The organism is Kitasatospora sp. NPDC059648 (assembly GCF_042734825.1).
GTDB lineage: Bacteria > Actinomycetota > Actinomycetes > Streptomycetales > Streptomycetaceae > Kitasatospora.
Genome location: NZ_JBHWDU010000035.1, coordinates 34,858 through 61,582 on the forward strand (window position 1 = coordinate 34,858; position 26,725 = coordinate 61,582).

Below are 26,725 nucleotides of genomic sequence, written 5' to 3' on the forward strand. Positions count from 1 at the left end.
GGCTCAGGTCGACTGCCGACAAAGTCGGCGCCGGTGCAAGCAGATCGCACACAAATACAACTGATGGCCATCAGGGATGCTTCGGTGGCTCAATCGGACATTCAGGGAGGAATTGTGATGAATTCTCGGGCATTGATCGGCGCCGGCGCTGCCGCCGCCGTCGCCACCTGGTGGTTCACCGACTCTGCGCCGTACCCGTACTCTCAGCGCTGGCTGCTCGACCTGCCGCTGCCGTTCCTGACTCTGAAGCGTCTGGACCACGTGCTGCAGGCCCGGGAGGGCGAGAGGATCCTGGAGATAGGCCCCGGAACCGGCCTGCAGTCGCTGCACATCGCACCGCAGCTGGGCCCGAACGGCCAGCTGGACATCGTGGACATCCAGCAGGAGATGCTCGACCACGTGGGCCGCCGGGCCACGGAGCAGGGCGTCGACAACATCGTGCCGAACTGCGCCGACGCACATGAACTTCTCTTTGCGGATGACTCGTTCGATGCGGCTTACCTGGTGACGGCGCTGGGCGAGATCCCGGATCCGGCGCGTACGCTGGCCGAGCTGCGCCGGGTGCTGAAGCCGTGCGGGCGGCTGGTGATCGGCGAGTTCTTCGACCGGCACCAGATCCGGCCGTCCTCGCTGATCAGCCTGGCGGAGGGAGCAGGGCTGCGGGTCGCCCGGCTGTACGGTCCGCCGTTCGCGTACTACGCGGTGCTGCGCCCGATCGACGCCTGACGCCGCTCGGGCGGTGAGGCCACCACTCCCGCCCCGGGCGCGGGGTGGCATCCGTACAGCTCAGAGGGCACACCAAGGCGGCGGGGCATTCTGACAAACCTTTCTGCGCGCACTGCCCTCCTGATGGTGGGGGTGGGGTGGCAGTGGTGCGCCGTCAGGTCGGAGCGGTGCTGTGGCGCCTGCCGATGGGCTCCGCCTGGCGCCTTGCGGCCTGCCTCGCCGCCGTCGCGGTGCCCGGCCGGGCCTCATTCCGGCTCGTCCGCATCCGCATCCTCACCCGCCCACGACCGAGCTGGCTACTGACGCGAGGCAGCGTCGACCAAGGCACAAGCCAGCAGACAGCCGGGTGCCGCTGAGATTGCGCAGATCATTTACCGTGAGCCTCAACTGCGCTCAGCCGCGAATACGCGACACCTGAACATGCACGTCCGGCAGTCTTATACCTAGCGTGCCCGACGGTCAGCGCAGTTCCTGCGACTCTCCCGGCTACGCTCGCGCGGGAGCGCCCCACAGCGCGTGGCTGCGGGGCGCCTGGTGGCGTTTAGTCGATCTTCTCCCCGTTGTGCGTACCGCCCTTGCAGAGGTTGGCCGTCAGATCGGGCGTTCCGCCGCCCTGCGTGCACTGATGAGGGGTGACGTATGATGGAGCACCCTGTGAGGTGGCGGCGGCGGCGCTTGTGAGGCCGAGTCCGGCGAGGGCTGCCGTGGCGATGACGGCGGCGAGGATTCGTCGAATGCGCATTTGGTTCCCCTTTCGCGGATTGCCTCGGTGGGCCACTAATCAGCTTGATCTTCATCCATGTGGGTGGCACGTCGTGCTCCGTCATGTTGCGCCATTCGGGTGACGGTGCTGTCGGGTGCGGGATCGGTGACGCGACCAGTCGGGCAGACCCCTCGATCGAGGCGTCCAGAACGCGAACTACCACGGAACCATCGTCATCCCCACCAGCGCAACGGCCAGCTGAGTGTCCGGTCCCATGGCAGTTTGACTACTGACTGAGCCGCCGAGCGGATTCAGGCTGTCCCTGGAGCACGGAGGCTGCATCGTCGCTCTGGGCCCGGTAGACGGTCACGATGGCGGCCACAGCGTCGACTTCGACGGGGCCGGTGATCCTCAGCCAGACCAGTTCGGGCAGGTCCTCGGAGCGATCGAGTCGGCCGACCGCCTCAGCGGGCCAGGGCAACGGCAGCTTCGGCAGGTGAACGAGCGAGATCCCGTCGATGAAGGACCTGCCCAGTTCGGGTTCCCACGGGCGGACCGAGTGAAGGTTGGACAGCGAGATCACTACATCGGGCTTCCGCGGCCCCTCCCGCAGCCACACATCCAGCGTGTCGTCCTTGCGGTCCTCGTTGGACTCGTTCAACGAGATGCGGTCGATGAAGTAGCTGATGCAGGATTCCAGCGTCAGCGCCGCATTCGTGCATCCGTTCTTGAAGGCGTCGGGTGCCCCATGTTCGTCGACCACGGCACGAGACTACGGTGAGCGGAACGGTCCGCGGGAGCGCTCTTCGGACCTGACCGATGATGTCACCGTCGCAGCGGACCGAAACCCTGGCCGCCCGAGACCACCGCCACCGCCGACCACCTCTCGATCGGCTCGCAGGTCGAACTCCACTTCCTCAACGGGAACGTGGGCAACCTGACCGTCGGCGCGATCTCCAAGCCCCCGGCCGGCGCGGGCAAGGACGGCGGCAGCTGGGAGGTCTCCCTCGACACCCTGAACCGCTTCGCACCCGAGGCCCAGGACTTCACCCTCTACCTCAACACCGTGCCCGGCGTGGACCACGCGAAGGTCCAGGCCGCGCTGGACAGCGCGCTCGCGAGCTACCCCCAGGTGGCCGTGCAGAGCCAGGCCGACTACAAGAAGCAGGTCACCGGCCAGGTCGACACCATCCTCTACCTCGTCTACGCCCTGCTCGGCCTCGCGATCGTCATCGCCGTCCTCGGCGTCATCAACACCCTCGCCCTGTCGGTGATCGAACGCACCCGCGAGATCGGACTCCTGCGCGCCGTCGGCGCCCACCGCGCCCAGATCGGTCGGATGATCCGCCTGGAATCGCTCCTCATCGCGGTGCACGGCGCCCTGCTCGGCCCTGGCCTCGGCCTGGCCTGGGGCATCACCGGCCAGAAGATCCTCGCCTTGTACGGGATCACCGCGCTCAGCATCCCGTGGACCACTCCTGGCTGTGCTCGCCGGAGCGGCCCTGTCAGGGCTGGCGGCGGCCGTTCTGCCCGCGGTGAAGGCGGCCCGCCCCCGAGTCCTGACCGCCATCGCCGTCTCCTGAAAGCCGCTGGTCAGCCAGCCCCCACCCCCACCCATAGATGCTCCTCCGTTTCACCCGGCCCCGCCCCGCGGAAGGCCCGGAGCCGACCGGACGAACACCGTCCACGGGCCTGGTCCTGATGCGGTTCCGGGACGGGCGTGGGAGGTTGGGTGTTCGGGGGCGGACGACCGTGCAGGACGGCCGCCCGAGGCGCGGTGCTCCAGTGGGCGCCGTGCCGTCGAACCCGTTCGGAGGTGCCCGATGACCGTGCCGATCGGAGTCGAGGAGGAGTTCCACATCGTCGACGTGGAGACCCGAATGCTGGCGGCACGGGCCCACGAGGTGCTGGACGGCTTACCGGACCGCGGCTTCACGACCGAGTTCCTCCGGTCGGCCGTCGAGACCAACAGCGGTGTGCACACGTCGCTGGACGCCCTCCACGCCGACCTGGCCCGGTCCCGGCGGACGCTGGTCGACGCGGCCGCCCCGCTGGGCCTGGCCGTGGTCGCGGCCGGCACGGCGCCGCTCGCCCGGATGGGGTCGGTGGACGTCACTCCGGACCCGCGGTACCTGCACATGGCCGACGAGTACCGCACCGTGGCCGACGAGCAGCTGATCTGCGGCGTGCAGTTCCACGTGGACGTGCCCGACCGCGACACGGCCGTCCGCGTGATGTGCCTCGTCGCGCCCTGGCTGCCGACCCTGCTGGCGCTGTCCGCCAGCTCACCCTTCTGGCTAGGCGCGGACACGGGTTACGCCAGTTGGCGCACCATGCTGTGGCAGCGCTGGCCCACCAGCGGTCCGGCCGGCTGCTTCGGCACGGCAGCGGCCTACGACGCGGCCGTGACCCGGCTGATCCGCTCCGGAGTGATCACTGACGCCGGGATGGTCTACTACGACATCCGGCCCTCCGCGCACCGGCCGACCCTGGAGCTGCGGGTGTGCGACGCCTGCCCCCGGGTGGAAACGGCAGTGATGATCGCGGGGCTGTTCCGCGCGCTGGTGGTCGACGCCTGCGAGGCGGCGCGGCGGTTCAGCGGCTGTCCGCACTCCCGCCAGCCCTGGCTGCGCGCCATGACCTGGCGGGCCGCCCGCTCCGGGCTGGACGGCCCACTGGTCGACCCGGCCACCGGCCTGGAGCGTCCTGCCTGCGCCGTGGTCCGGTCGCTGCTGGCGCGGTTGCGGCCGACCCTGGAGGAGTTCGGCGACTGGGAGACCGTCTCCGGACTGGCCGAGGAGACGCTGAGGCTGGGCGATGTCGCTCACCGGCTCCGGCGCGTCGCCGCCGACGGCGGCCTGACCGCGGCCGTCGACTTCCTGATCGCCCGGACCGGGGCGAACCCGGCCGTGATCGGCCCCCGCGCGCGGATCGACCGCAGGAGCCTGTCCGCGCGCTGCCGGAAGACCCGGGCCGCTCGGCTCGCGGCGCACCGATCCGGCGCACTGCTGCGCCGCACGAGCCGGATCCGCGGCCGGACGGGCCGGACGGGCCGGACGACGGCCGCGGACGGCCAGTCGTACGCGGGCAACTGCGACCCGACGACCGTCACCGCCCTCCCAACGGGCCCCCAGGGCCGCTCGAACGGAGGTGAGGCGGCATGTGCGGGCTGAGCGGAGAGATCCGTTTCGACGGCGGGCGCCCCGACCTGGCCGCCGTGGAGCGCATGACCGACCGGCTGGCGGCCCGCGGGCCCGACGGCCGCGGATTGTGGTCGCAGGGCGCCATGGCGCTCGGCCATCGGCGTCTGAAGATCATCGACCTGTCGGAGCGCGGCGCCCAGCCGATGACCGACCCGGAGAGCGGCCTCACCGTCGTCTTCAACGGCTGCGTCTACAACTACCGGGCGCTGCGGCAGGAGTTGGAGAACCTCGGTCACCGTTTCTTCTCCACCTCCGACACCGAGGTGCTGCTCAAGGCGTACCGGCAGTGGGGCACGGCCTGTGTGCGACGACTGTTCGGCATGTTCGCCTTCGCCGTGGCCGAGGCGGACACCGGTCGGCTGGTACTCGGCCGCGACCGCCTCGGGATCAAACCCCTCTACCTGGCGCGGCGGCCGGGCCGGCTGCGCTTCGCCTCCTCACTGCCCGCCCTGCTCGCGGGCGGCGGGGTGGACACCTCCATCGATCCGGCCGCACTGCACCAGTACCTGACCCTGCACGGGACGGTGGCGGCACCGCGCACCGTGCTCAGCGGCGTCCGCAAGCTTCCGCCCGCCACCGTGCGGGTCGTGGAGCCGGACGGCGGGCAGCACGACGAGTGCTACTGGCAGCCGTCCTACAGCCGTCGGCCGGAGCACGCGGGCATGGACGCGGCGGACTGGCGCGATGCCGTGCTCGACGCCCTGCGCACCGCCGTCCGCCGCCGCACGGTGGCGGACGTACCGATCGGGGTGCTGCTCTCCGGTGGCCTGGACTCCAGCCTGATCGTGGCGCTGCTCGCCGAAGCCGGCCAGGACGACCAGGCCACCTTCAGCGTGGGGTTCGAGGCGGAACGCGGCGAGCAGGGCGACGAGTTCGGCTACTCGGACCTGGTCGCCCGGGAGTTCGCCACCGACCACCACCAGATCATGGTCCCCTCGGACCGGGTGCGGGGCGCGCTGGACCGGGCGGTGGCCGCCATGAGCGAGCCCATGGTCAGCCATGACGCGGTCGCCTTCCACCTGCTGTCGGAACAGGTCTCCAAACACGTCAGCGTCGTGCAGAGCGGGCAGGGCGCCGACGAGGTGTTCGCCGGGTACCACTGGCACCCCGCCCTGGCGGCCGTGCCGCGCGAACGGGAGCCCGAGACCTTCGCCAAGGTGTTCTTCGACCGGTCGCACGCCGAGCTGGGGCGGATGCTCCAGCCGGAGCTGCTGGTCGGCCACGACGTCTCCGGCGAACTGGTGCGGGCGAACATGGCACCCCCAGGGGCGGAGACCGCCCTGGACGCCGCCATCCGGCTGGACACCCACGTGCTGATGGTCGACGATCCGGTCAAGCGGGTCGACAACATGACCATGGACTGGGGACTGGAGGCACGCGTGCCCTTCCTGGACCACGAACTGGTCGAGCTGGCCGCCGCCTGCCCGCCGCAGTTCAAGCTCGCCCACGGCGGCAAGGGAGTCCTCAAGGACGCCGCCCGCAAGCTCCTGCCCCGCGAGGTCATCGACCGGCCCAAGGGTTACTTCCCCGTGCCGGCGATCCGCCGGATGGCTCCGCCGGTGCTGGGCCGGATCGAGGAGGTCCTGTCGGCCCCCGAGGCCCGGGCCCGGGGGATCTTCCAGGAGACCTATCTGGCCGAGCTGCTCGCCGCACCGGACGCCCACCGCACGGCGCGCGGGGCGAACGCGCTGTGGCAGGTGGCCCTGCTGGAGATGTGGCTGCAGTCCCACGGGATCGACTGAACGGGAGGCGGACCGTGGTGGACCAGCGCTTCGATCCCGTGGCCCCGCCGCCGGCGGCCCCCCAGGCCGTGGTCCTCCCGGACGCCCACGACACCCGGGAGGGCCACAGCCCGGTGACCGCCCACGGGTGCTGGTACCCGTCGGCGGACCCCACCGGCGGGCGGGTGGCCTTCATCTGCAACCGCGGCGGCGTACCGCAGTTGTGGACCGGAGCGGCCGACGGCGACGACGTGCACCTGCTCGACACCGGCACCGACCCGGTCATCGAGGTCTCGTGGTCCCCGGACGGCCGCTGGATCGCCTACACCACCGCCCCCGGCGGGGGCGAGCACACCCGGGTGCTCTGCGTCCGGCCGGACGGCGGCGACCGCCGGATCCTGGCCGGTGCGTTGGCGGGCAGCACCGCCTACCTCGGTCGCTGGACCCGGGACGGTTCGGCCATCGCCATCACCACGACGGACCCGCTGGTCGGCCTGTCCGCCGCCGGGCCCGGCACCACCGCACCCGCCGAGCCCTACCAGGAAGTGCCCCCGAGCGAGTGGATCAGCCGCGACGGGCACGCCGTACTGCTCGGCGGCGCCCACCACGGCGAGGTCGGGACAGTGCTGCTGGACACCGGCCTGCCGGGGGCGGTACCGGCGGTGTTGCGTCCGTCGAGGCCGGCCCCCTACGAAATCGCCCCCGAGCCGCATCTCACCGGCGGGGGCCTGGCCGCCTACCTGGCCGATCCGACCGGCGTGCGGCCCCCCGAACTCCTCGCCACCGAACCGGCGGGCGCCACCCTGCGGGTGTGCGACACCACCTCGGACGGCCGGCTCGTGCTGCTGCTGCGAGGGCCGCGCGGCCGGCGCGAGGCCGTGGTGCTGCGGACCGACAGCGGCGAGACGGCCTGCACCGTGCCGGTGGCCGACGGGGACCCCTGGATCGGCCGGTTCTCGCCAGACGGCCGGACGCTCTATCTGCGCAGCGACGCCGACCGTGAGTTCGCGGCCCTGGTCACCGCCGAGCTCGGGCCGGACGGCCAGTGCCGGCATCGTCAGGTGATCGCCCAACGGGACTGCGTCGACCTGGAGTTGCTGTCCGTCCGGGACGACGGCCGCAGCGCCGTGCTGGCCTGGAACGTGCGTGGCCGCAGCGAGCTGGAGGTCGTCTCCCTGCCCACCCCGCGGTGGCGCCGGACCGGCGCCGGCATCGGAGCGGAGGTGGACGGCTCACCGTCCGGACTCGCCCCGCGTCCGCTGCCCCTGGCGCACGAGGTGGTGACCCGGATCAGCCCGGCGGGCCCGGTGGGCCTGGCGCTGGCCGTCTCCGGTTCGGTCCGCCGGCCCGGCGTCTGGCACGCGGCCGACGGCGGGCCGCCCGTCCGCACACCGTGGTCCTCGCGGGACGAGGACGCCGTCGCACCCGGCCGCCCGCCGCCGGAGCGGCCCGAGCACCTGCGCGTGCGGGCCCGTGACGGGCTGGAGCTGGGCGGCTGGTACTACCGCGCACCCGGCGGCGGCCCCGACCTGCACGCGCCGTGCGTCGTCCATCTGCACGGCGGGCCGGAGCAGCAGGAGCGACCGGTCTTCGATCCGCTCTACCACGAGCTGCTGGGCCACGGCCTGGACGTCTTCGCACCCGACGTGCGCGGCTCGCTGGGCGCGGGCCGCTCCTTCGTCAACGCCGACCTCGGCGCCGGGCGGTTCGCGGCGATCGACGACGTCGCGGACTGCGCGGCGCACGTGGTCGCCCTCGGACTCGCCGACCCCCGCCGGCTGGCCGTGATGGGCCACTCCTACGGCGGCTACCTCACGCTGGCCTCCTTGGTCTGGCATCCGGAGCTGTTCCGCACCGGTGTCTCCGTGTGCGGCATGTCGGACTTCCTGACGTTCTTCGCCGGCACCGAGCCGTGGATCGCCCGATCGGCCGCCGCCAAGTACGGCCATCCCGAACGCGACCGGGACCTCCTGCACGCGCTCTCTCCGATGAGCCGGGTCGACGCCCTCCGGGTGCCGCTGCTGGCCGTTCACGGTGAGCACGACACCAACGTGCCGCCGGGCGAGTCCGAGCAGATGGTCCTGGCGGCCCGCCAACGGGGGATCCCGGCCGAACTGCTGGTGCTGCCCAACGAGGGCCACGAGTTCAGGAACACCCGAAACCGGGTCCTGTTCCGCCGTACCGCGGCCGCCTGGATCGAACGCCACCTCGCCGACTGAGCGGTGCGCGGCCCTGCGGGTACTCCATCGCGCACGGCCGACACACCATCAGGCCCAACCAGTTGAGGGGCGTCGTAGCCGCGTCGAGGGCCCCGTGGTGCGGTGGGCGTCGGCTGGGTGGCTGCCCTCAGTGCCGGTCTGGCCGGGTGGTCCCTCCCGGCCAGACCCATGCGGCGCCCCGGGTCGGCTCAGCAGCCCGTGGCGTTGTAGTCCCAGAACGCGCCCCTGGTCTGCGGTCCGGCGATCCCGTCGGGGGTGACGCCGAGGAACTTCTGCAGCGCCGTGATCGTGTTGGGTCCGAGGATCCCGTCGACCGTACCGGCGTTGTAGCCCAAGTCGTTGAGCATCCTCTGCGCTGCCTTCCAGCTGTTGGGGCCCAGTTGCCCGTCGACAGCGCCGGCGTTGTAGCCCCAGGCGTTCAGGCAGCTCTGCCAGTTCATGGCCCTGGTCGTGTTGAGGCCGAGGTTGTTCACTGCGAGGAGGGAGAGGTGCGGGCTGGTGACCGCGGGCCTCGCAACCGGCTGGGGGGCCGCGAGACTCGCACTCGCGCCCGCGAGACTCCCGGCGGCGATCCCGGCGATGGCGGCCGAGGTGACGAGTGTCCTTGCCAGAAAAGATCGCATTGCTTCCTCTTTCCGAACGGATTCCGCGGGCCTTCGACGCGACCGCCGTCACCGGCCAGCCGCGCCGACGCAAGGGTTTGCGGAAGCGTGCGGCTACGTGACCGTGTGGTGTCGGCCGAAGATCCCGCCTGTCAGCGGTGCGGACCGGAACTCCGGCCTGCCCTTCTCGCACCAGCATCAGGCCCGGCGCACAGCCCGTCGCCCTGTTTCAACTCCCTTTGAAAAAGGGCGAATCGCCCGCCGAACGAGGGCCGTTGGGCGGACCGGAGGACCTGGCGGGCAAGTCGTGGCATGCTCGAAACAGGAAGAGCCGTCGTTTCGGGCAGCAGGGGGATGGATGGCCTACCGGTTCCATTTCACCAGCGCGGACCTGGCGCGCACCCGCATCGCCGAAGCCGCCCCGCCACTGGGGGAGTTGAGCATCGCCCTGCGTGTCCTGCAGGATCGCAACCAGGCGTTGCGCTTCGGCGCGTGGCGCCGGGAAGTCCGGGCCCGCCTCGCACCGCAGGCGCGGATGGTGCTGGACCTGACACCCATGCACGGATGGGCGCCCGCGTTCCTGAGCCCGGGCGGCACCGGCAGCCTGCCCGAGCTGCTGGAGCAGGTAGCCGCCACACCCCGCACACACCTGCGCACCGCCCTGGCCGCGATCGCCAGGCGTCAGGGCCTGCCCGGCTGGGCGCGCCGGCTCGGCGAGGACCCCGAACTGCTACGGCGACTCGCCGACGCCCTCGGCGACGTCCACGCGACGGTGCTCGCACCGTACTGGCCCCAGGTCACCGCCCATCTCGCCGCCGACCGAGCCGTCCGGGCCCGCGAGATGATGCACGGCGGCGTGGAGCGGCTCCTGAGCGGGCTCCACCCGCCGCGCATCCGCTGGCGGCCGCCCGTACTGGAGGTCGACCTGCTGTCCGGCATCGAGGGCGATGTCCATCTACAGGGCCGCGGCCTGCTGCTGATGCCCTCCATGTTCGCCACCCAGGCACCCCTGGTCGACCCGGATGCCGAACCCCAACCCATCCTCACCTATCCAGCCCAGCACGACCCGGCCGCAGACCCCGCCCCTCTCCTCGCACCCCGCCGCCCCACCACCGACGACGCACCCCCGCCACTGTCCGCGCTCCTGGGCCGCACCCGCGCCGCCGTCCTGCACACCATCGCCCAGCGCCCCGGCTGCACCACCACCGAAATCGCCGACACACTGCGCATCGGCCCCTCCGGCGCGAGCCAGCACGCCACCGTCCTGCGCGAAGCCGGCCTCATCACCACCCTGCGCCACCGCAACACCGCCCTCCACACCCCCACCGCCGCCGCCCTCGCCCTCCTCGGCCGGACCTGAACCGGGCCGCGGTTCGGCGCGCGTCGACCAGGGCCGCCTCGCGCGCCGGGTCGACCTCGCCGACCTGCCCGCCGTCGTCAAGTTCCTCGTGGTCGACGCGACCGACATGACAGCCCTCGCCGAATCCGCCCGCGTCCTTGGGATGACCGTCAACCACCACCTCGACGAGGCGATCATCGACCTCGCCCCGGGCACCACGAACAAGTGGGAGGCCCTCACCTCCCTCGGCATCGACCGGTACAACGCCTTCGGCAACGACATCAACGACCTCGACCTGCTGCGCAACGCACAGCACTCCGTCCGCGTCCGCAACCATCCCGGCCTGGACGACGTCGCCCGCGTCACCACCGCCCCGGACCCGGAGGCTGTCGCCGCAGAGATCTCCAGGCTTGCCGCAGCGGCGCTTGCGGACTGAGGGCCGCGCCGCCGTCGAGGCCGCGGCCGTCGGATGATTCCGTACGAATGCGACAACAGGGCCTCCCGGACCGCTCGTTGGCTTCGACACCATTGAGCTTCCAAGAGGCCCTGCTCTCATGTACGGCTGCCGCCGCAGTCACCCGATCGAGCCCGTTCGACAACTTCCTCTACGCGGATCCTCCTCTGTCCGAGGTCTACGACCATCGCGGTCGCCCACCCCGGCGACGGCGTCGACGGCGTCCTGGTGCTACGTCAGCAGCTCTGGTGCGCTCTTCGCCACCCGCCGCTCCACCTCCCGCCGATCCCAGGGGGCGGCAGCCGGGCCAGTACATCGCGCTCGACCGTTGGGGCGCTGTATTGACCGCCCACGGGGAGGATGTGACGGCCGCCGTCAGTCGGCTGGGGTCGCAGCCGAAGGTGACCTCCTCCGCACCGCGCCCGTGCCGCGAGGTGAGGGCCGAGCCCGGGTCGTTGCCGGCTCCCGGGCTCGGCCGCCGCGAGGCGCGTCAGCAGTTCACCGGCAGTTCCAGGGTGACCGGGACCGGACCTCGATAGGCGCCCGACACCGCGAAGGAGGCGTGCACGACCGAGCCGCACGGCACCGTGGCAACGATGCCGTCCACCCGCACCGTGCTGACCGTGAACACGGTGCGCCCGGACGCCGCGCCGAGCGATCCCCCACCGGCGGTCTCCGCCGACAGCCCGGTGATCAGTTCCTGCGGTGCCGGCGGCCACGGCGTCCCCGGCGAGGGCGGGCCCGCCAGCCCGATCTGGCCGTACACCACGACGCGGTCGCCGGTCACCTCCGCGCACACCTTGGTGGACAGGCCGGCCTGCAGGCCGGACCAGCCGCAGGTGGTTGTGGTGGCGGCAGGGGGCTGCGGCGCGTCAGCGAGCGCCGGGACGGGGGTGACAAGGAGCGCGGCGGCACCAGTCGCGGCGGCCGCGGTACGCGAGACGGGGTTCATGGCTTCTTCCTTCAAGAGCTGGGAGGCGTTCGCGAGCTTTCACGATGTGGCACATGTGATATTTCATTCGCGCCACGAGCAGAACTCTGGCATACATTTCGAAGGGGTGAAGCCAATTTTGCCTTGGAACTATAGGCATGGCCGAAATCATGCCTTCGATGACGCATTTCCACCTGGACGGGCGAACACCCGTCGTGCCCAGGGCGTCGCCTCGCTGAACCCGGGATGAACCGCCTCCGTGCCCCGGTCGGAATCGCGGCCGCGCACGTGGAACGCCGCCGGACCAGGACCGGCCTGAAGGCGGGGGTGCGGGGCGAGGACGTCGTCGGGGCGCCCGGGGAGCTGGTGGAGACGGGCCGCGCCGTCGAAGACGTGCGCCCTGGCACCCGTGTGGCTGGGCACTTCACCTGGCCAGTTGAGCCACGACTGGCAAGCGGTGAGAAGGGGGGTGGAGACACGGATACCGATCCAGTCCCGAGCCGGCGGCCGGGGAGCTTCCCACCCACCCCCCATGGCCGCGAGTCCCTCACGATCTCCGTCCGGTCCAGCGCGCCGCACGGTATCCGGTCGCACTGACAACCGGGGGCCCGGGCCAACTGACTGGACCTGCTGCGCCTGGCCCTGCAGGTCGCGGTCCTGCGCGCGGTCGCTCCGCGAGTTTCCCCGACGTGTCGTCGCCGTCCCGGAGCAACCTCTGCCCGGCTGCACCGGCCCGATCAGGACGTCCCGGTGTCGGCGCGGCGGCGTTCGACGGCTCGGACCAGGTCGGTGCCGATCTCGGCGAGGAAGTCCGCGGCCGTGTCGAGGCGTTGGCCGGCGGGAGTGGCGGCGCCGAGGGGGTCGGCGCCGCTGCGGGCGAACTCGGCCAGCAGGGCGTTGCGTTGGGCGCTGGCGAGCATCGAGCGGTACCAGACGTCGCCGTTGATGGTGTACTGCTCGCGCCGCCCGTCCCGCTCGCGCTTTATCAACCCCTGGTCGGTCAGGTAGCCGACGGCCTTGGAGGCCGACGCCGGGCTGACGCCGAGCCGCTGCACCAGGTCGGCCGCGCTCAGGCTGCCGCTGTCCGTGACGTACAGGCAGCTGAGCACCCGGGCGACCATGCGCGGCAGGCCCATGTGCACCAGCAGGTCGGCGAAGCGGCCCGCGAACTCGGCGATGGCCGCCGGATCGCGCCCGTCCGGGGCGGACGCGCCGTTCCTGGCCGGCCGAAGGAGGCCCGGTCGGCGGCGGGCCCGGCGGGCGGTGGCGCGCTGGGCGGTCTCCGCGCGGTAGCGGGAGGCTCCGCCGTTGCGGGCGATCTCCCGGGTCACCGTGGAGGTCGGACGGCCGATCAGCCGCGCGATCGCGGCGTCGTCCAGCCCCTCCGCGAGACCAGTGGCGATCACGAGAGGCCGCAGCCAGCGGGCCGGGATGGTGTGGACGACCGTGCCGCGACAGTGGTCCGCGCCCCGGCAAGGCGCCAGGGCCCGTCCGGGGCTTCGTAGCCGGAGATCAGCCTCGGCAGTACCAGGAATACGGGTTGAGGGCGTCCCAGTAGACGGATGTCGCACCCGTGCCGTCGGCTCAAGGGCTGCAACGTACGCGGGCACCAGCGCGGTCAAGGGCCGGGAGCTGTTCAGCCCGGTCTGCGGGCAGGCCTGGGAGCCGAGCCCCCCTTCCAGCAGTGACGGGACGTCCTGCCGGGCGGTGCCGGGCGTCGGCGTCGCCGTCGGGGGCAGGCGGGAGCACGTCGGACGCCTCCCGCTGCGGGAGCGACCGGTCAATTTGGACATTTCGGTCAAATCATCGAATGTCTAAATTTCACCGACTCTGCGCTTGTAGATCCCCGGGTCGAGGATGACGCTGGATAGAGAAGCACATCGAAAGAGGGTCTGATCATGTCATTCCTCGCAAGCATCCGTTCCTTCGTGCGCGACGGTGGAGACCACGGCGGTCGTGGCTTCGATGACTTCGGGCGCGACGGTGGAGACCACGGCGGTCGCGGCGGTTACGGTTTTGACGACTTCGAGCGCGACGACCGTGACCACGGCGGCGGCTACGGCGGCTACGGCGGCTACGGTGACTGGGGCGACTGGGGCGACTAGTCGCCGTTAGCAGCTGCACGAATCCATTTCGAGAGCGGGCCGGGCAACTGTGCCCGGCCTTGCCGCTGGGGCGAGCGGGAAGACCGTGAGATGACCAGGAAACGCTACCTGCGGTCCGTGCTGCGACGGTTTCTCACGGTCGCCGAGACCGCCGACCCAGCCGTGGTCCCCACCGCACCACCGGTTCCACTCCGGGAGGTCTTCCAGCGCTTCTGGCCGTACACCAGGGGCGGCCGCCGCTGGCTGGTGGTGCTGCTGGCGCTGGTCGCGGTGGCCCCGGCGATCGAGGTGGCGGAGATCTGGCTCTTCAAGATCGTGATCGACGACATGCTCATTCCGCACCGGCTGAGCCTGTTCCTCCCGATCGCCCTCGCGTACGCCGTGCTCGCCCTGCTCTCCGGAGTACTGGGATTCGCCGACCGGGTGACCTCCACCTGGGTCAGCGAGCGGTTCCTGCTCATCCTGCGGTCGGACGTCTTCCGGCACCTCCAGGGCCTGTCACTGGGGTTCTTCGAACGGCGGCGGCTCGGCGACGTGCTGTCCCGGGTGACCGGCGACATCGACGCGGTCGAGACCTTCCTGCTCTCCGGGCTCGTCAGCGCGGTCAGCCAGGTGATGCGGCTGGGCATCTACGTCGGCGTACTGCTGGTGCTGCGCTGGGAGCTGACGCTGACCGCACTGGTCGCCGCACCGCTGTTCTTCCTCACCGCCCGCCGCTTCGCGAAGCTGATCCGGGCGGCCTCGCGCGAGCGCCGCAGACGCGCCGGTTCGATCAGCGCCGTCACCGAGGAGTCACTCGGCAACATCGCGCTCGTCCAGGCGTACAACCGCCAGGACTGGGAGCACGCCAGGTTCCAGCGCGAGAGCGTCGGTCGGTACCACGCGGCGATGGCCTCCACCCGGATCGGAGCGCTCTACGGGCCGACGGTCGACTTCATCGAACTGCTCGGTGGCATGGTGGTGATGGGGCTCGGGGCCTGGGAGCTGGTGCACGGACGGCTTACGCTCGGCGGGCTGATGGTCTTCCTCGCCCTGCTGAGCAGGCTCTACGGCCCGATCCAGAGCATGTCCGGACTCGGCACCACCTTCTACGCGGCCTCCGCCGCGGCCGAGCGGGTCATCGAACTGCTCGACCAGCGCCCGCAGGTGAGCGAGGCGGCCGCCCCCCGGGCGATCGGCCGCACCCAGGGCGAGATCGAGTTCGACGACGTCACCTTCCGCTATCCGGAGACGGAAGCCCCCGCGCTGTCGGGCGTGTCGTTCAAGGTGGCGCCCGGGGAGATGCTGGCCCTGGTCGGAGCCAGCGGCGCGGGCAAGTCCACCGTCGCCAAGTTGCTGCTGCGCTTCTACGACCCGGACGGCGGCACGGTCCGGCTGGACGGCCTCGACCTGCGCGAACTGGCCCTCACCGAGCTGCGCGAGAACGTTGCGGTGGTGCTCCAGGAGACCCTGGTCTTCCACGGCACCGTCCGGGAGAACATCGCCTACGGACGCCCGGAGGCGAGCGAGGCCGAGATCCGGGCGGCCGCCCGGGCTGCGGACGCCCACGAGTTCATCAGCCTGCTCCCGGACGGCTACGACACCGTGGTGGGCCAACGCGGCCGGCTGCTCTCCGGCGGCCAGCGCCAGCGTCTGGCCATCGCCCGCGCGATGATCCGGGACGCGCCCGTCCTCGTCCTGGACGAGCCGGCCACGGGCCTGGACGCCGAGTCGACCCGGCGGATCATGGGCCCGCTGCGCCTGCTGATGGCCGGCCGCACGACGGTCATCATCTCGCACAACCTGCTCACCGTCCGAGACGCTGACCAGATCGTCCTGCTCGAACAGGGCGAGGTCGCCGCCCACGGCACCCACGACGAACTCATCGCCCGCAGCCCCGCCTACGCCGCCCTCCACCGGCTGCACCACCCGCCGGACGCCCCCGTCAGGTCCGTCTCCTGAGCCCTCCGCGCGGCGGCTTGAAGGCTGAACGCCCCGGTGGCCGGCGCAGAGTCGGTACCGCGCCGCACGCCACCAGGCCGACCGCCACGCCGGACAGGTCGCCGAGCCACCTCGGCGAGCCGTGCCGGGACCGGCGGCGTGCGGCCGAGACCGATCGCGAAGCGGCACACCGCCGGGCCGGCCCCGAACGGTCGGGGCCAGGCGTGTGCGTCCGGCCCCGGCGCTGGCCAGCGCGCCGAGCAGGGCCGGCGTTGCGCTCGCACTGAGCAGTCGTTGGAGTCCAGGCGGACGTAGTGGTCGCGGCCCAGGCGGAGCGACGCCGACGACGTCGAGGCTCGCCGGAGCGGGGACGGAGCGACACCTGAGGCCTCGACCACTGCACGGTCTTCGATCAGCCCCGCCGCACGTGACACGCCCGGAACGCGCCAACGCCGTCGACACCGCCGCGCGCCTGGCACGATGCCCGCCGGGCCTGTCCTGACCGCCTGTAGACGGTGCCGGGCGCCGCCCGCCGTCAGACCCCGTCCAGCCGGAAGGCGGAGGCAGATTGAGGTTGAGAAGGACCGCTGAAGCCCAGCCCCCTCCCCTGGTCGTCATCGGTGGAGGAGCCGCAGGACTCAGTCTCGCCGACTGGCTGGTCGGACACGGGCACGAGGGACACCGGCCCCGCCCCTGGCTCGACCTGACCGTCGTCGAGACCCCCGAGGGTCCGCTGCGCCCGCCGCCGCGGACCTGGTGCTTCTGGGACGACGGCCCGGGGGAGTACGAGCAGGCTGTCACCGCGCAGTGGTCCCGGCTGCGGATCACCGGCCCCGACGGGAACGCCGTCGAGACGGAGCCCGCCCCGCTGCGCTACCGGATGCTGCGCTCCACCGCGTTCGAGGAACTGGTCCACGACCGCCTCGGCGGCCACCCCGGAGCCAGGCTCGTGCGGGCCACCGTCCACCGGGTGCAGCCCCGGCCGGACGGACGCCCGGGCGCCCGCGTGGTCGCCACAGACGCCGCCGGACGGCCGCTCACCCTCGACGCCCGGTACGTCTTCGACTCCAGGCCGCCCGTGCGGCCGCCGCTGGCCCGGACCACCCTCCTGCAACACTTCCGCGGCTGGTTCGTGCACACCGACCGCCCGCGCTTCGACCCCGGCACGGCCGACCTGATGGACTTCCGCCTCCCGCAGCCCGCCCACGGTCTCGCCTTCGGATACGTCCTTCCCCTGGCCCCCGACCGCGCCCTCGTGGAGTACACAGAGTTCTCCCGGCGCCCCCTGACCACCGCCGGATACGAGCACGCGCTGCACGACTACACCCGCCGCGTACTCGGTCTGGGCGCACTCACGGTGGAGGAGGCCGAGCAGGGCGTCATCCCCATGACGGACGGCCGCTTCCCCCGCCGTGCCGGTCCCGCGCACGTGCGCATCGGCACCGCCGGCGGCGCCACCCGCCCGGCCACCGGCTACGCCTTCGCCGCCATCCAGCGGCAGAGCCGGGCCATTGCCGCCACCCTCGCCCGGCAACCGACACCCGGCCGGACCGCACCCGCGCCCGCACCCCACCGCCGACGAGCGCTGGTGATGGACGCCGTCCTGCTGCGCGCCCTGGACACCGGCCGGATCGACGGCCCCCGCTTCTTCACCGACCTGTTCCGCCGCACCCCCGCCGAACAGGTCCTGCGCTTCCTCGACGGCAGGAGCACCCCCGCCGAGGAACTGCGCATCGGCCTGCGCTGCCCCGTCGGCCCGATGCTGCGCTGCGCCGTCGAACTCCCGCTGCTTCCTCGCCGGGCCCTGCCCGGCACCGGACCGGAACCCGCCCCCGACTCCTCCGAGGAGAGCCGTTGACGCCGCTCCTGCGCGACCGTGACCTCGTCCGTGCCTACGACCCCGCCGCACCGGCCTACGACCTGCTGACCGCCCCCGACCCGGGCCACCTCGGCGCCCCGCGCCGCCCGGCAGCCGCCCCGGCCGGCGCCGCCGCGGCGCACCCGCGCTCCGCCCACCCGGAGGCGCACGAGTGAGCAACACGACGCCCGCTGCCCGGCGCGGCCGCGACCGCCGGGCCGAAACGGTGCCGGCCACACCGGGCCACGCCCGCTTCGCCGGAGCCGAACCGCCCCGGGTCGCCGTCGTCGGGGGCGGCATCGCCGGCCTGGCAGCCGCCACCGCACTGGCCGAACGCGGCATCGCGGTGACCCTCCACGAACGGGAACCCGTCCTGGGCGGCCGCGTCGCAGGCTGGCCCGTCCGCCTCGCCGACGGCTCCACCGCGACCATGAGCCGCGGCTTCCACGCCTTCTTCCGCCAGTACTACAACCTGCGCGGCCTGCTACGGCGTACCGACCCGGGGCTCACCAGACTGGCAGCCATGCCCGACTACCCACTGCGCCACCGCAGCGGGGTGACCGACAGCTTCGCACGGGTACCGCGCACCCCTCCGCTCAGCGCAGCCGGCTTCGTCCTCCTCAGTCCCACCTTCGGACTGCGCGATCTGGCCGCCCTGGACGCACGGGCGGCCCTGCCGCTGCTCGACGTCCGCGTACCGGAGGTGTTCGAACGGTACGACGGCACCAGCGCCCACGACTTCCTGAAGAGGATCAACTTCCCCCACGCCGCCCGACACCTCGCCTTCGAGGTGTTCTCCCGCAGCTTCTTCACCGACCCGCGCCAGCTGTCCGCCGCCGAACTGCTGCTGATGTTCCACATCTACTTCCTCGGATCCTCCGAAGGACTGCTGTTCGACGTCCCCACCGAGCCCTACCCGAAGGGCCTGTGGCAGCCCCTCGCCGACTACCTGGGCAGGCTCGGTGTCGATCTGCGGACCGCGTCCCCCGTCGACCGGGTCCGGCCGCTGGCCGACGGCGACATCGAGGTGGTGACCCCTGGCCGGGGCGCCGAGCGCCACCAGGCCGTCGTCCTGGCCCTGGACGCCGGTGGCCTGCGGCGCCTGGTCGCCGCCTCGGAGCACCTGGGCGGCCCGCGGTGGCGCGCCGACATCGCCGCCCTGCGCACCGCGCCGCCCTTCCTGGTCTCCCGGCTCTGGCTGGACCGCCCGGTCGCCGCGCACCGGCCCGGGTTCCTCGGCACCAGCGGCTACGACGGGCTCGACAACGTCAGTGTCCTCGACCGCTGGGAGGGGGAAGCGGCCCGGTGGGCCGCCCGTACCGGTGGATCGGTGGTCGAACTGCACGCCTACGCCGTGGACGAGGACGCCGACCGCGAAGGGGTCCAGGAGCGCATGACGGCCCGGCTGCACGAGGTGTACCCGGAGACCCGCGGCGCCCGCCTCGTGGACGTGCGTCACGAATGGCGCGGCGACTGCCCGGTGTTCCCGGTCGGCGGATGGTCCCGCCGCCCCGGCGTCATCACGCCGCACCCCGCCGTCGTCCTCGCCGGGGACCTGGTCCGCACCGACCTGCCGGTCGCCCTGATGGAACGCGCCGCCACCACCGGTTTCCAGGCCGCCAACGCCCTGCTCGCCCGCTGGAGCGTGGCCGGCCAGACCCTGTGGTCCGTCCCCCGTGCCGGCCGTTGCCGCCCGCTGCGCGCCGTGGCCCGCCGGGCGGCCCGCTGACCGCGGGCCGGGCCGCTCGGTCCCGGGCACGCCCGGCCGCGAGGGGGCCGGCTTGCCCCGCGAGCCCGCCGGAGCTCAGCCGGGGAAGCGGCCGGTGCTGCGCAGAGCCCAGCGGCGCTCCGCGTAGGCCAGGTCGTCGCGCCACAGCCGCCCGGCCGTTCGGCGCACCACGGGCCGCAGGAACGGAGCGAGCACCCGGGCCACGGCGAAGCCGCGCCGCCCGGACGCGGCGACCACCGCCTCCACGACCGCGGTGCGCGGGACGGGGGAGGAGGCGGCGGTGAGCGCGGTGGCGTGGGTCTCCACCACCGACCCGGCTCCCTCACCCTCCGCGATGCGCATCACGACGGTATGGGGGCCGGGCGCGGTGAACACCGCACGCACCGGCACGACCAGCCGCCCGGCCACCCGGAACGACACGTCGACGGCGAACCCGTCCTCCCCGCCCCCGGCGACGGCGTCCGGCGCCTCCACCACCCTGAGGTCCGTGAACGCGTAGGGATGCAGCCAGGCGCCGTGCCACGGGTCCAGCCGATTGGCCACCACGTCCTCGGGCTCGCACCGGCCCCGCCCGGTGTACACCGCCGTGACGGCCCCCTCCAGGGCTGGGCGCCGCGGCACCGCCGGCCGCAGCCAGGGTTCCTCACCGCCGACGGCGTCCAGCCGCACCCAGGCCAGGACCCCGTCCTCGTACGCCGGGTAGCGCTCCCACCCGGCGGACGCGCCGCCGCCCAGCGCCAGACCGTGCCAGTGGCACACCAGCGTGCCGCCCACCACCCGGCCGTCCTTGAGCGGTGCGCCCAGGTGCGGGCAGATCCCCGAACCGGCCCGCAGCCTCCCGCCGTCGTCCCGCCAGAGCACCACCTCCGTCCCGCCCACCAGGCGCCCGCACGGACGGCCGCGGGAGGCGATGCTCCCGGCCGGGCCGACGACGTACCAGTTCCCGAACGGCCGGGCCGTCGCCCGTTCCAGGGCGGAGGCGATCAGCGCCGGCTTCGCCGCCCGCCAGGACGGCTCCTGCCGTGCCCAGGCGGGGCCCCGGCGCAGCCGCAGCGGCGAGGTCCGGTGCCGTCCGGGCGAGGCGCTCAACGCGCTGCCCTCCGGCCGTCCGGGTCCGCCGGACGGTGGGGCGGCGGGCCGGAGGGACGGCGGCCCCGCACGGCCGCCGGCACCCGGGCGGCCAGGGCGCGCGCCAGCCCCGCGGCCGTGACCGCAGCCCGTCGGCGCAGCGGCACCGCCGACCGCCGGTGCAGCACCGCGTACCCGTCCCGGGCGATCGCGTCCAGGATGCCGCCGTAGAGCACGAAGGCGGTCCCGATGCAGGGCCGGACCCTGGGCTCCAGCATCGCGATGCCCGGCTCCGCGTCCCGGTAGACGCCGCGGGCCAGCCCGGCGGCGGCGACCAGGGCGGCCCGGATGCGGGCGTCGTCACGGCCGGTGCGGCGGCTCCACTCCAGCAGCGGCCGGTCCACCCCGTGAACCGCGAGCAGGTCGCCGGGCAGGTAGACCCGGCCGCGGTCCAGGTCCTCACCCACGTCGCGCAGGAAGTTGGTCAGCTGGAACGCCACCCCGAGGGCCGCCGCGTACGGCTCGGCCTCGGCCCGGCCCGTCACCGTCCCGAGGACGGGCAGCATCTGCAGACCGATCACCGCCGCCGAACCGTGCATGTAGCGGTAGAGGTCCTGGTAGGTCGGATAGTCGGTGACGGTGAGGTCGGCGCGCATCGAGGCGAGGAAGTCGGTGAACAGCCCCGGGTCGATGCCGTACCGGCCGGCGGTGTCCGCGACCGCCCGCACCACCGGCTGGTCCGCGCCGCCGCCCCGCAGGCCCGTGGCCAGGTCCTCCTCCAGCAGTCCCAGCAGCCGGTCGCGCTCGGTGGGCGTCTCGCGCCGGTCCAGCCCGTCGACGATGTCGTCCGCCCAGCGCGCGAAGCCGTACAGGGCGTGGACGGCGCACCGGCGCTCCACCGGCAGCAGTCGAGCGGCCAGGAAGTAGGTGCGGCCGTGGCGGGCGTTGAGGTCGCGGCAGGCGGTGTACGCCGCGCGCAGGGCCGGTGCCGTGACGCCCGCGGCGTCCAGTTCACGGGCCGACATGCGCGGCTCCCGCGATCGAGGAGGACGGGAGCGGGTCCGGTGTGCCCGTCGCCGCACCGCCGCCGGCCGGGCGGGCGTCCACCGGCGCGCGGTGGCCCGGGCGTGGCGTGCCGGTGATGCGGGCGGCGGCGAGCTTCCCGCTGATCAGCACCGTGGGAACGCCGACGCCGGGGGTGGTGCCGCAGCCGGCCACCACCGCGTTCTCCAGCCCACGCACCAGGTTGCGCGGCCGGAAGGGCCCGGTCTGGGCGAAGGTGTGGGCGGCGGAGAAGGGCGTGCCCGCGGCGTGTCCCCGGGCCGCCCAGTCGGCCGGGGTCACGATGAGCTCCTCCTCGACGGCCCCGGCGATGCCGGTGAGCCCGCGCTGCTCCAGGGTGTCGATCAGGTGGTCGCGGTACTGCGGCGCCAGGTCACCCCAGGCCGCGGCGTCCGGGCCGACGACGGTGTTGGGTGCCGGCGCCAGGACGTAGTGCGTGTGCCGGCCTGCCGGGGCCAGCGACGGGTCGGTGCTCGTCGCACGGGTGACCAGCAGTGACGGATCCGTCATTACACGGCCGGTGCGGGTGAGTTCGTCGAAGGTCTGGCTCCAGGCGTGGCCGAAGGACAGGGTGTGGTGCGCCAGCTGGGGCCAGGTGCGGTCCGTGCCCAGGTGGAGGACGACCGCCGAGGGAGAGAAGCGCAGCGGCACCGCCCGGCGCGGGGCCCGCCCCAGCAGCCGGTACGTCACGGGCAGGTCGGGCGTGAGCACGACCGCGTCGCACGGGATGCGCTCGCGGTCCGTGACGACGGCCGTCACCCGGTGCCCCGACCGTTCCAGGCACACCACCGTGCTCCCGTACCGGAATCCGGCGCCCGCCGCCGCGGCCGCGGCGGCCATCGCGCGGGGGAGGGCGTGCATGCCGCCGCGGGGGAACCACACTCCGGCCACGGTGTCCATGTAGGCGATGACCGCGTAAGCGGCCAGCGCCCGGCCCGGAGCCACCCCGGCGTAGAGGGACTGGAAGGAGAAGACCCGGCGCAGCCGCTCGTCGCGCAGGTGGCGTCCGATCCGCGGGGCGAGCCGGCCGAACCCGCCCAGCGCCGCGAGGCGGGCCAGGTCCGGGTTGAGCAGTTGCCAGGGAGAGTCGAAGTTGGTGTCGATGAAGCGCCGCATCTGCACCTGGTAGAGCCGGGTGAGCCAGTGGCGCAGCTCCCGGTAGCCCGCCGCCTCCCGCGGCCCGGCGAAGCGCTCCACCTCGGCCTCCATCGTCTGCGCGTCCGTGTGCACGTCCAAGGCGCTGCCGTCCGCGAAGCGGGCCCGGTAAGCCGGTTGCAGCGGCAGCAGTTCGACGTGCTCACGCAGCGAGGTGCCGACGGCCCGGAACGCCTCGTCGGCCAGGTGCGGCATGGTCAGCACGGTGGGCCCGGTGTCGAAGAGGTAGCCGCCGCGGCGGATGCGCCCGGCCCGGCCGCCGGGCGCATCGTCCCGCTCGACCACGGTGACGCTCCGTCCCGCCCCGATCAGATGACAGGCTGCAGCCAGCCCGGCCAGGCCGGCTCCCACGACGACGACGTGATCGGCCGCCGGCGCGGCGGGGCTCATGCGCCGCCCTCTTCACCGCGGAACGGACCACGCGCCAACCCCGCCGCCGCTCTCAGCAGGGCCGCCAGCCGTTCGGCGCCCGGAGCGTGTGGCCGGGCCCTCTCCAAGTGCTCCAGGCTGCGCTCGGACAGGCGCTCGATCCGGGCCTGGACCGCCGCCCGGGCCCCGGTGGCGACCAGTACCCGCCGGACCTCCGCCAGGCCGCCGTCGTCCAGGTCCGGATCGCCCAGGCAGCGGCCGAGCACCTCCAAGGACGCGCTGTCGCGGCGAGCGACGGCCCGGGCGTGCGCCACCGCGACCAGGAACGTGGGTTTGCCCGCCCGCACGTCGTCACCGCAGGGCTTGCCGGTGTCCGCCGGATCCCCGAAGAGCCCGTCGAGGTCGTCCCTGAGCTGGAAGGCGATGCCCGCGCAACGGCCCGCCCGGCGCAGGGCCCCCGTCTGCTGCCGGCCGGCACCGGCCAGCACGGCACCCAGGTGGATCGGCCGTTCCACCGAGTACATCGCGCTCTTCAGGCACGCGGTTCGCATCGCCCGCCCCGGCGAACGGGAGCGGGTCACCTGACCGTGCACGTCCAGGTACTGACCGGCCACCAGCTCCAGTCGAAGGTTCGACCAGATGTCCCGCACCTGCTCGCTCCGGTGCGGGCGCACTTGCGCCAGCGCCGTGAAGGCGAGGTCGTCGGCCCAGACGAGAGCGAGATCCCCGGCCAGGACGCCCGCGCACGCCCCCAGGTCCGCCGCCGGCCGGGCACCGGCACCACGTGCGTACTGGGCGGCCACGTCCGCGTGGAGGGCCCGTCCGCCCCGGCGCCTGGCGGAGCCGTCCATGACGTCGTCCTGAACGAGCGCGCAGGTCTGCAACAGCTCCACCGCGGCGGCAGCGGTCAGCGCCGCGCCGCCCGGCACGTCCCCGGAGCGGCAGGCGCGCATCGCCCACCAGAGGAACTGCGCCCGGGTTCGCTTGCCACCGCGCCGGGTGAACTCCGCCACCCGGCGGGCGATGTCGGCGGCGAACGTCCCGTCGGTGGCAGCAGCCCGCACGACCCACCGGTCGAAGTGTTCGTCGAGCACCCGGCCGACCGCGCCCGGCACGTCGAGGTCCACCCCCTCCATCGAGAACAGGGGCCCCGCAGCGGGTGCCGGCCGGGGCCGGCCGGGCGAGGAGGTTGGCGCCGCCGGCGAGGACGGACAGGACATCGGGCTCGCTTTCCACGTCACGTTCCGGGGCCGAGCACATGCGGGCCCCGGGCCGCCGCGCGGCCACGACGGCAGCGGGCCCTGTCCGTCTATCCCGGATCCCGGCGCGCCAGTCGTCCGCGGCGCACGATTCCTCCACTTCGGTGCCCGAAGGCCCTCTAGTGGCACAAGCCGTGCCCGGGTGCTTCGTCTGAGCAAGGCTCCAAGAGCGTCGGCGATCTCGTGTCCCGCGCCGGCAGGCATGACCCAAAAAACAGCGTGCGCGGAGCACGCAATCTGTAGTACGGTGCATATGCGTGTTCAAGGCACGCACATCTGTCGAAACGCGAACCCCGAGGGACCGTCATGACCAACGCCAGCACCCGTACCGACGCCCGCTCCGCCCTGACCGACCTGCTCCTCACCCCGGGCCTCGACCTCGACGAGGCCGCCGACCGGCACTTCGCCCCCGACTACCGCCAGCGCACCGACGGAGAGTGGGCGGACCGCACCGAGTTCCTGGCCCACATCGCCCACCTGCGCACGGTCGTGGCCGGCGGCTCGGTCGAGGTGCACGACGAACTCTCGTCCGGTGACCGCTACGCCGACCGCCACACGATGGAGGTCATCAAGGCCGACGGCTCCACCGTCCGCATGGAGGTCTACCTCTTCGCCGAGTTCGCCCCCGACGGCCGCTTCCGCCGCATCGAGGAGACCACCCTCATGCTCGAAGGCGCCGACGCCGACCGGAACCTCGGCAGCGCCCGCTGAGCCGCACTGCCCACCTGACGCCACGAGGCGCGCCGCCCTGTCCCAGCACATCGGCGCGCCTCCGCCACCGCGCATCGTCCCAAGAGTGAGAGGAAGTGCTTGTCATGCTCGACGTGCTCATCGCCGGGGCCGGCCCGGTGGGGCTCTGGCTCGCCGCGGAGTTGCGCCTGCACGGGGTGGAGGTGACCGTCGTGGAACGCCGGGCGGCACCGGACGGACGGTCGCGCGCGGTCGGCATGCAGGCCGGCACGCTGGACACCTTCGCCACCCGCGGCCTCGCGGAGCGGTTCATCGAACGCGGTACGCCGGTGTCGACCGGCCACTTCGGCGCGGCGACCACCCGGCTGGACTTCTCCACGGTCGGGGCGGTGCACCCGTTCATGCTGGCGCTCGGCCAGTCCGTCACCGAACAGCTCCTGGAGGAGCACGCGGTCGCCGTGGGCGCCCGGGTGCTTCGCGGGGAGGAGGCCGTCTCGCTCGCCCAGGGGCCGGACGCCGTCGAGGTGGTGATCCGGGCCGGCGGCACCCACCGGACCGTACGGGCCCGCTGGGTGGTGGGCTGCGACGGCACCCGCAGCGCGGTGCGCCGGGCGGCCGGCATCGACTTCCCCGGCCAGGACACCACCATGACCGGGTGGCTCGCCGACGTCGAACTCGACGATCCGCCCACCGCGCCGCTCGCCGCCGCCGGGCCGGCCGGTTCGTTCCTGGTGGCCCCGATCGGCGACGGCGTCCACCGGCTGGCGGGCCTGTCCACGGCCACCGTGCACCACGGCACCGGCGAAGCGCTGACGCTGGAGGAGGTGCGCGAGCAGGCCCGCACGCTACTGGGACGGGACCTGGGCATCCGCAACCCCCAGTGGCTGTCGCGCTACGGCAACGCCACCCGGCAGGCAGCGCGGTACCGGGCCGGACGGGTGCTGCTGGCCGGGGACGCGGCGCACATGTTCTTCCCCGCGGGTGGGCAGGGCATGAACCTCGGCATCCAGGACGCCACCAACCTGGGCTGGAAGCTGGCCGCCACCCTCCAGGGCCGGGCACCCGACGGACTGCTCGACAGCTACGACACGGAGCGTCGGCCGGCCGCCCGCGCCGTCATCGACAACACCCGCGCTCAACTCGCCCTGTTCGCCGCGGCGAGCCCGGAACAGATCGCGCTGCGCGAGGTCTGGTCCGCCGCGCTGGCCGAACCGCAGACCAACCGCCAGTGGGCCCGCAGGATCGCCGGCTTCGACGACCCGCTCCCCGCCGGCACCGCACCCGACGCGCACCCGCTGAGTGGCACGCGACTGGCCGGCCTCGTCCTGGACGCGGCTGGCGCACCCACCGCCCACCCGCTGATGCACCACGGCCGACCGCTGCTGCTCGACCTCGGCGGGACGCGGACGCCGTGTTCCGCGCCCGGCCTGGACCAGCACACGGTAGCCGTCAATACCGAGGACTCACATCCGGTCTGGGGGGACGTCACCGCAGTCCTGATCCGGTCGGACGCCCGGATCGCCTGGGCCAGCACCGACACCGACCCGCAGCGCCGGGCCGCGCACTGCCGCGCGGCCCTGCGCACCCTGTGCCGCTGAACGCCGCTCGGTGA

22 protein-coding genes are annotated in these 26,725 nt (G+C 73.2%); 14 read left to right on the forward strand and 8 right to left on the reverse strand.

The window, feature by feature from the left end; translation table 11 throughout:
* Window positions 1-117: 117 nt before the first annotated feature.
* On the forward strand, window positions 118-726 hold the full coding sequence (locus ACFV1W_RS21520; RefSeq protein ID WP_380418805.1) for a class I SAM-dependent methyltransferase: 609 nt from the start codon (window positions 118-120) through the stop codon (window positions 724-726).
* Between the two features lie 989 nt (window positions 727-1,715).
* On the opposite strand, the gene ACFV1W_RS21525 is transcribed toward ACFV1W_RS21520, so the two are convergent.
* A complete protein-coding gene (locus ACFV1W_RS21525) occupies window positions 1,716-2,192 on the reverse strand; it encodes a hypothetical protein (protein ID WP_380418806.1) in 477 nt (158 codons plus the stop codon).
* A 165-nt stretch (window positions 2,193-2,357) separates the two neighbouring features.
* Between ACFV1W_RS21525 and ACFV1W_RS21530 the strand changes: the two genes are divergently transcribed.
* The 4 genes from ACFV1W_RS21530 (at window position 2,358) to ACFV1W_RS21545 (ending at window position 8,572) form a co-directional block, all read left to right on the forward strand.
* Complete coding sequence (locus tag ACFV1W_RS21530) at window positions 2,358-3,131, forward strand: ABC transporter permease (RefSeq protein ID WP_380418807.1); 774 nt, start codon at window positions 2,358-2,360, stop codon at window positions 3,129-3,131.
* A 121-nt stretch (window positions 3,132-3,252) separates the two neighbouring features.
* Window positions 3,253-4,602: a glutamate--cysteine ligase gene (locus tag ACFV1W_RS21535; protein WP_380418808.1), complete on the forward strand. Its 1,350-nt coding sequence runs from the start codon at window positions 3,253-3,255 to the stop codon at window positions 4,600-4,602.
* Window positions 4,590-6,374: an N-acetylglutaminylglutamine amidotransferase gene (locus ACFV1W_RS21540; protein WP_380418809.1), complete on the forward strand. Its 1,785-nt coding sequence runs from the start codon at window positions 4,590-4,592 to the stop codon at window positions 6,372-6,374. Before ACFV1W_RS21535 ends, ACFV1W_RS21540 begins: the two co-directional genes overlap by 13 nt.
* A 14-nt stretch (window positions 6,375-6,388) precedes the next feature.
* The gene (locus tag ACFV1W_RS21545) at window positions 6,389-8,572 is read left to right on the forward strand and encodes a S9 family peptidase (RefSeq protein WP_380418810.1); all 2,184 of its coding nucleotides are present in this window, start codon (window positions 6,389-6,391) and stop codon (window positions 8,570-8,572) included.
* A gap of 188 nt (window positions 8,573-8,760) precedes the next feature.
* On the opposite strand, the gene ACFV1W_RS21550 is transcribed toward ACFV1W_RS21545, so the two are convergent.
* The gene (locus ACFV1W_RS21550) at window positions 8,761-9,195 is read right to left on the reverse strand and encodes a peptidoglycan-binding protein (protein ID WP_380418811.1); all 435 of its coding nucleotides are present in this window, start codon (window positions 9,193-9,195) and stop codon (window positions 8,761-8,763) included.
* 337 nt (window positions 9,196-9,532) lie between these two features.
* Here ACFV1W_RS21550 and ACFV1W_RS21555 point away from each other — a divergent pair, with 337 nt between their 5' ends.
* Together ACFV1W_RS21555 and ACFV1W_RS21560 are read left to right on the forward strand one after the other, a co-directional pair.
* On the forward strand, window positions 9,533-10,534 hold the full coding sequence (locus ACFV1W_RS21555; protein WP_380418812.1) for a DUF5937 family protein: 1,002 nt from the start codon (window positions 9,533-9,535) through the stop codon (window positions 10,532-10,534).
* A gap of 106 nt (window positions 10,535-10,640) precedes the next feature.
* Window positions 10,641-10,949 carry a hypothetical protein gene (locus ACFV1W_RS21560; RefSeq protein ID WP_380418813.1) on the forward strand — a complete coding sequence of 103 codons (309 nt, stop codon included), beginning with the start codon at window positions 10,641-10,643 and terminating at the stop codon, window positions 10,947-10,949.
* A gap of 508 nt (window positions 10,950-11,457) precedes the next feature.
* Here the strand turns inward: ACFV1W_RS21560 and ACFV1W_RS21565 are convergent.
* Window positions 11,458-11,919: a hypothetical protein gene (locus tag ACFV1W_RS21565; protein WP_380418814.1), complete on the reverse strand. Its 462-nt coding sequence runs from the start codon at window positions 11,917-11,919 to the stop codon at window positions 11,458-11,460.
* A gap of 716 nt (window positions 11,920-12,635) precedes the next feature.
* Window positions 12,636-13,304: a MarR family transcriptional regulator gene (locus ACFV1W_RS21570; RefSeq protein WP_380418815.1), complete on the reverse strand. Its 669-nt coding sequence runs from the start codon at window positions 13,302-13,304 to the stop codon at window positions 12,636-12,638.
* Between the two features lie 492 nt (window positions 13,305-13,796).
* On the opposite strand from ACFV1W_RS21570, the gene ACFV1W_RS21575 reads away from it, so the two are divergent.
* From ACFV1W_RS21575 to ACFV1W_RS21595, 5 genes are all read left to right on the forward strand, one after another.
* A complete protein-coding gene (locus ACFV1W_RS21575; protein WP_380418816.1) occupies window positions 13,797-14,003 on the forward strand; it encodes a hypothetical protein in 207 nt (68 codons plus the stop codon).
* Between the two features lie 90 nt (window positions 14,004-14,093).
* On the forward strand, window positions 14,094-15,944 hold the full coding sequence (locus tag ACFV1W_RS21580) for an ABC transporter ATP-binding protein (RefSeq protein WP_380418817.1): 1,851 nt from the start codon (window positions 14,094-14,096) through the stop codon (window positions 15,942-15,944).
* Window positions 15,945-16,497: 553 nt separating this feature from the next.
* Window positions 16,498-17,781, forward strand: a complete 1,284-nt coding sequence (locus tag ACFV1W_RS21585; RefSeq protein WP_380418818.1) for a lycopene cyclase family protein — start codon at window positions 16,498-16,500, stop codon at window positions 17,779-17,781.
* The gene (locus ACFV1W_RS21590; RefSeq protein WP_380418819.1) at window positions 17,778-17,957 is read left to right on the forward strand and encodes a hypothetical protein; all 180 of its coding nucleotides are present in this window, start codon (window positions 17,778-17,780) and stop codon (window positions 17,955-17,957) included. The genes ACFV1W_RS21585 and ACFV1W_RS21590 overlap by 4 nt, the downstream gene beginning before the upstream one ends.
* Window positions 17,954-19,510, forward strand: coding sequence for an FAD-dependent oxidoreductase (locus tag ACFV1W_RS21595; protein ID WP_380418820.1), 1,557 nt, complete (start codon window positions 17,954-17,956; stop codon window positions 19,508-19,510). The genes ACFV1W_RS21590 and ACFV1W_RS21595 overlap by 4 nt, the downstream gene beginning before the upstream one ends.
* Window positions 19,511-19,585: 75 nt before the next feature.
* Here ACFV1W_RS21595 and ACFV1W_RS21600 read toward each other — a convergent pair whose 3' ends face one another.
* Genes ACFV1W_RS21600 through ACFV1W_RS21615 form a run of 4 tightly spaced genes read right to left on the reverse strand, consistent with a single transcriptional unit; the run spans window position 19,586 to window position 24,300 of the window.
* A complete protein-coding gene (locus ACFV1W_RS21600; RefSeq protein WP_380418821.1) occupies window positions 19,586-20,599 on the reverse strand; it encodes a DUF5914 domain-containing protein in 1,014 nt (337 codons plus the stop codon).
* The gene (locus ACFV1W_RS21605; RefSeq protein ID WP_380418822.1) at window positions 20,596-21,603 is read right to left on the reverse strand and encodes a phytoene/squalene synthase family protein; all 1,008 of its coding nucleotides are present in this window, start codon (window positions 21,601-21,603) and stop codon (window positions 20,596-20,598) included. The genes ACFV1W_RS21600 and ACFV1W_RS21605 overlap by 4 nt, the downstream gene beginning before the upstream one ends.
* Window positions 21,590-23,185, reverse strand: coding sequence for a phytoene desaturase family protein (gene crtI, locus ACFV1W_RS21610; RefSeq protein ID WP_380418823.1), 1,596 nt, complete (start codon window positions 23,183-23,185; stop codon window positions 21,590-21,592). Before crtI ends, ACFV1W_RS21605 begins: the two co-directional genes overlap by 14 nt.
* A complete protein-coding gene (locus ACFV1W_RS21615; protein ID WP_380418824.1) occupies window positions 23,182-24,300 on the reverse strand; it encodes a polyprenyl synthetase family protein in 1,119 nt (372 codons plus the stop codon). The genes crtI and ACFV1W_RS21615 overlap by 4 nt, the downstream gene beginning before the upstream one ends.
* Window positions 24,301-24,729: 429 nt before the next feature.
* Between ACFV1W_RS21615 and ACFV1W_RS21620 the strand changes: the two genes are divergently transcribed.
* Together ACFV1W_RS21620 and ACFV1W_RS21625 are read left to right on the forward strand one after the other, a co-directional pair.
* Window positions 24,730-25,134, forward strand: coding sequence for a nuclear transport factor 2 family protein (locus ACFV1W_RS21620; RefSeq protein ID WP_380418825.1), 405 nt, complete (start codon window positions 24,730-24,732; stop codon window positions 25,132-25,134).
* A 104-nt stretch (window positions 25,135-25,238) separates the two neighbouring features.
* Complete coding sequence (locus ACFV1W_RS21625; RefSeq protein ID WP_380418826.1) at window positions 25,239-26,711, forward strand: FAD-dependent monooxygenase; 1,473 nt, start codon at window positions 25,239-25,241, stop codon at window positions 26,709-26,711.
* Window positions 26,712-26,725: the final 14 nt, after the last annotated feature.

Coding starts and splice junctions, on each gene's coding strand:
- ACFV1W_RS21605 (WP_380418822.1), bottom strand. CDS start 21,603: ATGTCGGCCCGTGAACTGGACGCCGCGGGCGTCACGGCACCGGCCCTG.
- ACFV1W_RS21580 (WP_380418817.1), top strand. CDS start 14,094: ATGACCAGGAAACGCTACCTGCGGTCCGTGCTGCGACGGTTTCTCACG.
- ACFV1W_RS21575 (WP_380418816.1), top strand. CDS start 13,797: ATGTCATTCCTCGCAAGCATCCGTTCCTTCGTGCGCGACGGTGGAGAC.
- crtI (WP_380418823.1), bottom strand. CDS start 23,185: ATGAGCCCCGCCGCGCCGGCGGCCGATCACGTCGTCGTCGTGGGAGCC.
- ACFV1W_RS21560 (WP_380418813.1), top strand. CDS start 10,641: ATGACAGCCCTCGCCGAATCCGCCCGCGTCCTTGGGATGACCGTCAAC.
- ACFV1W_RS21540 (WP_380418809.1), top strand. CDS start 4,590: ATGTGCGGGCTGAGCGGAGAGATCCGTTTCGACGGCGGGCGCCCCGAC.
- ACFV1W_RS21535 (WP_380418808.1), top strand. CDS start 3,253: ATGACCGTGCCGATCGGAGTCGAGGAGGAGTTCCACATCGTCGACGTG.
- ACFV1W_RS21555 (WP_380418812.1), top strand. CDS start 9,533: ATGGCCTACCGGTTCCATTTCACCAGCGCGGACCTGGCGCGCACCCGC.
- ACFV1W_RS21615 (WP_380418824.1), bottom strand. CDS start 24,300: ATGGAGGGGGTGGACCTCGACGTGCCGGGCGCGGTCGGCCGGGTGCTC.
- ACFV1W_RS21625 (WP_380418826.1), top strand. CDS start 25,239: ATGCTCGACGTGCTCATCGCCGGGGCCGGCCCGGTGGGGCTCTGGCTC.
- ACFV1W_RS21620 (WP_380418825.1), top strand. CDS start 24,730: ATGACCAACGCCAGCACCCGTACCGACGCCCGCTCCGCCCTGACCGAC.
- ACFV1W_RS21565 (WP_380418814.1), bottom strand. CDS start 11,919: ATGAACCCCGTCTCGCGTACCGCGGCCGCCGCGACTGGTGCCGCCGCG.
- ACFV1W_RS21550 (WP_380418811.1), bottom strand. CDS start 9,195: ATGCGATCTTTTCTGGCAAGGACACTCGTCACCTCGGCCGCCATCGCC.
- ACFV1W_RS21520 (WP_380418805.1), top strand. CDS start 118: ATGAATTCTCGGGCATTGATCGGCGCCGGCGCTGCCGCCGCCGTCGCC.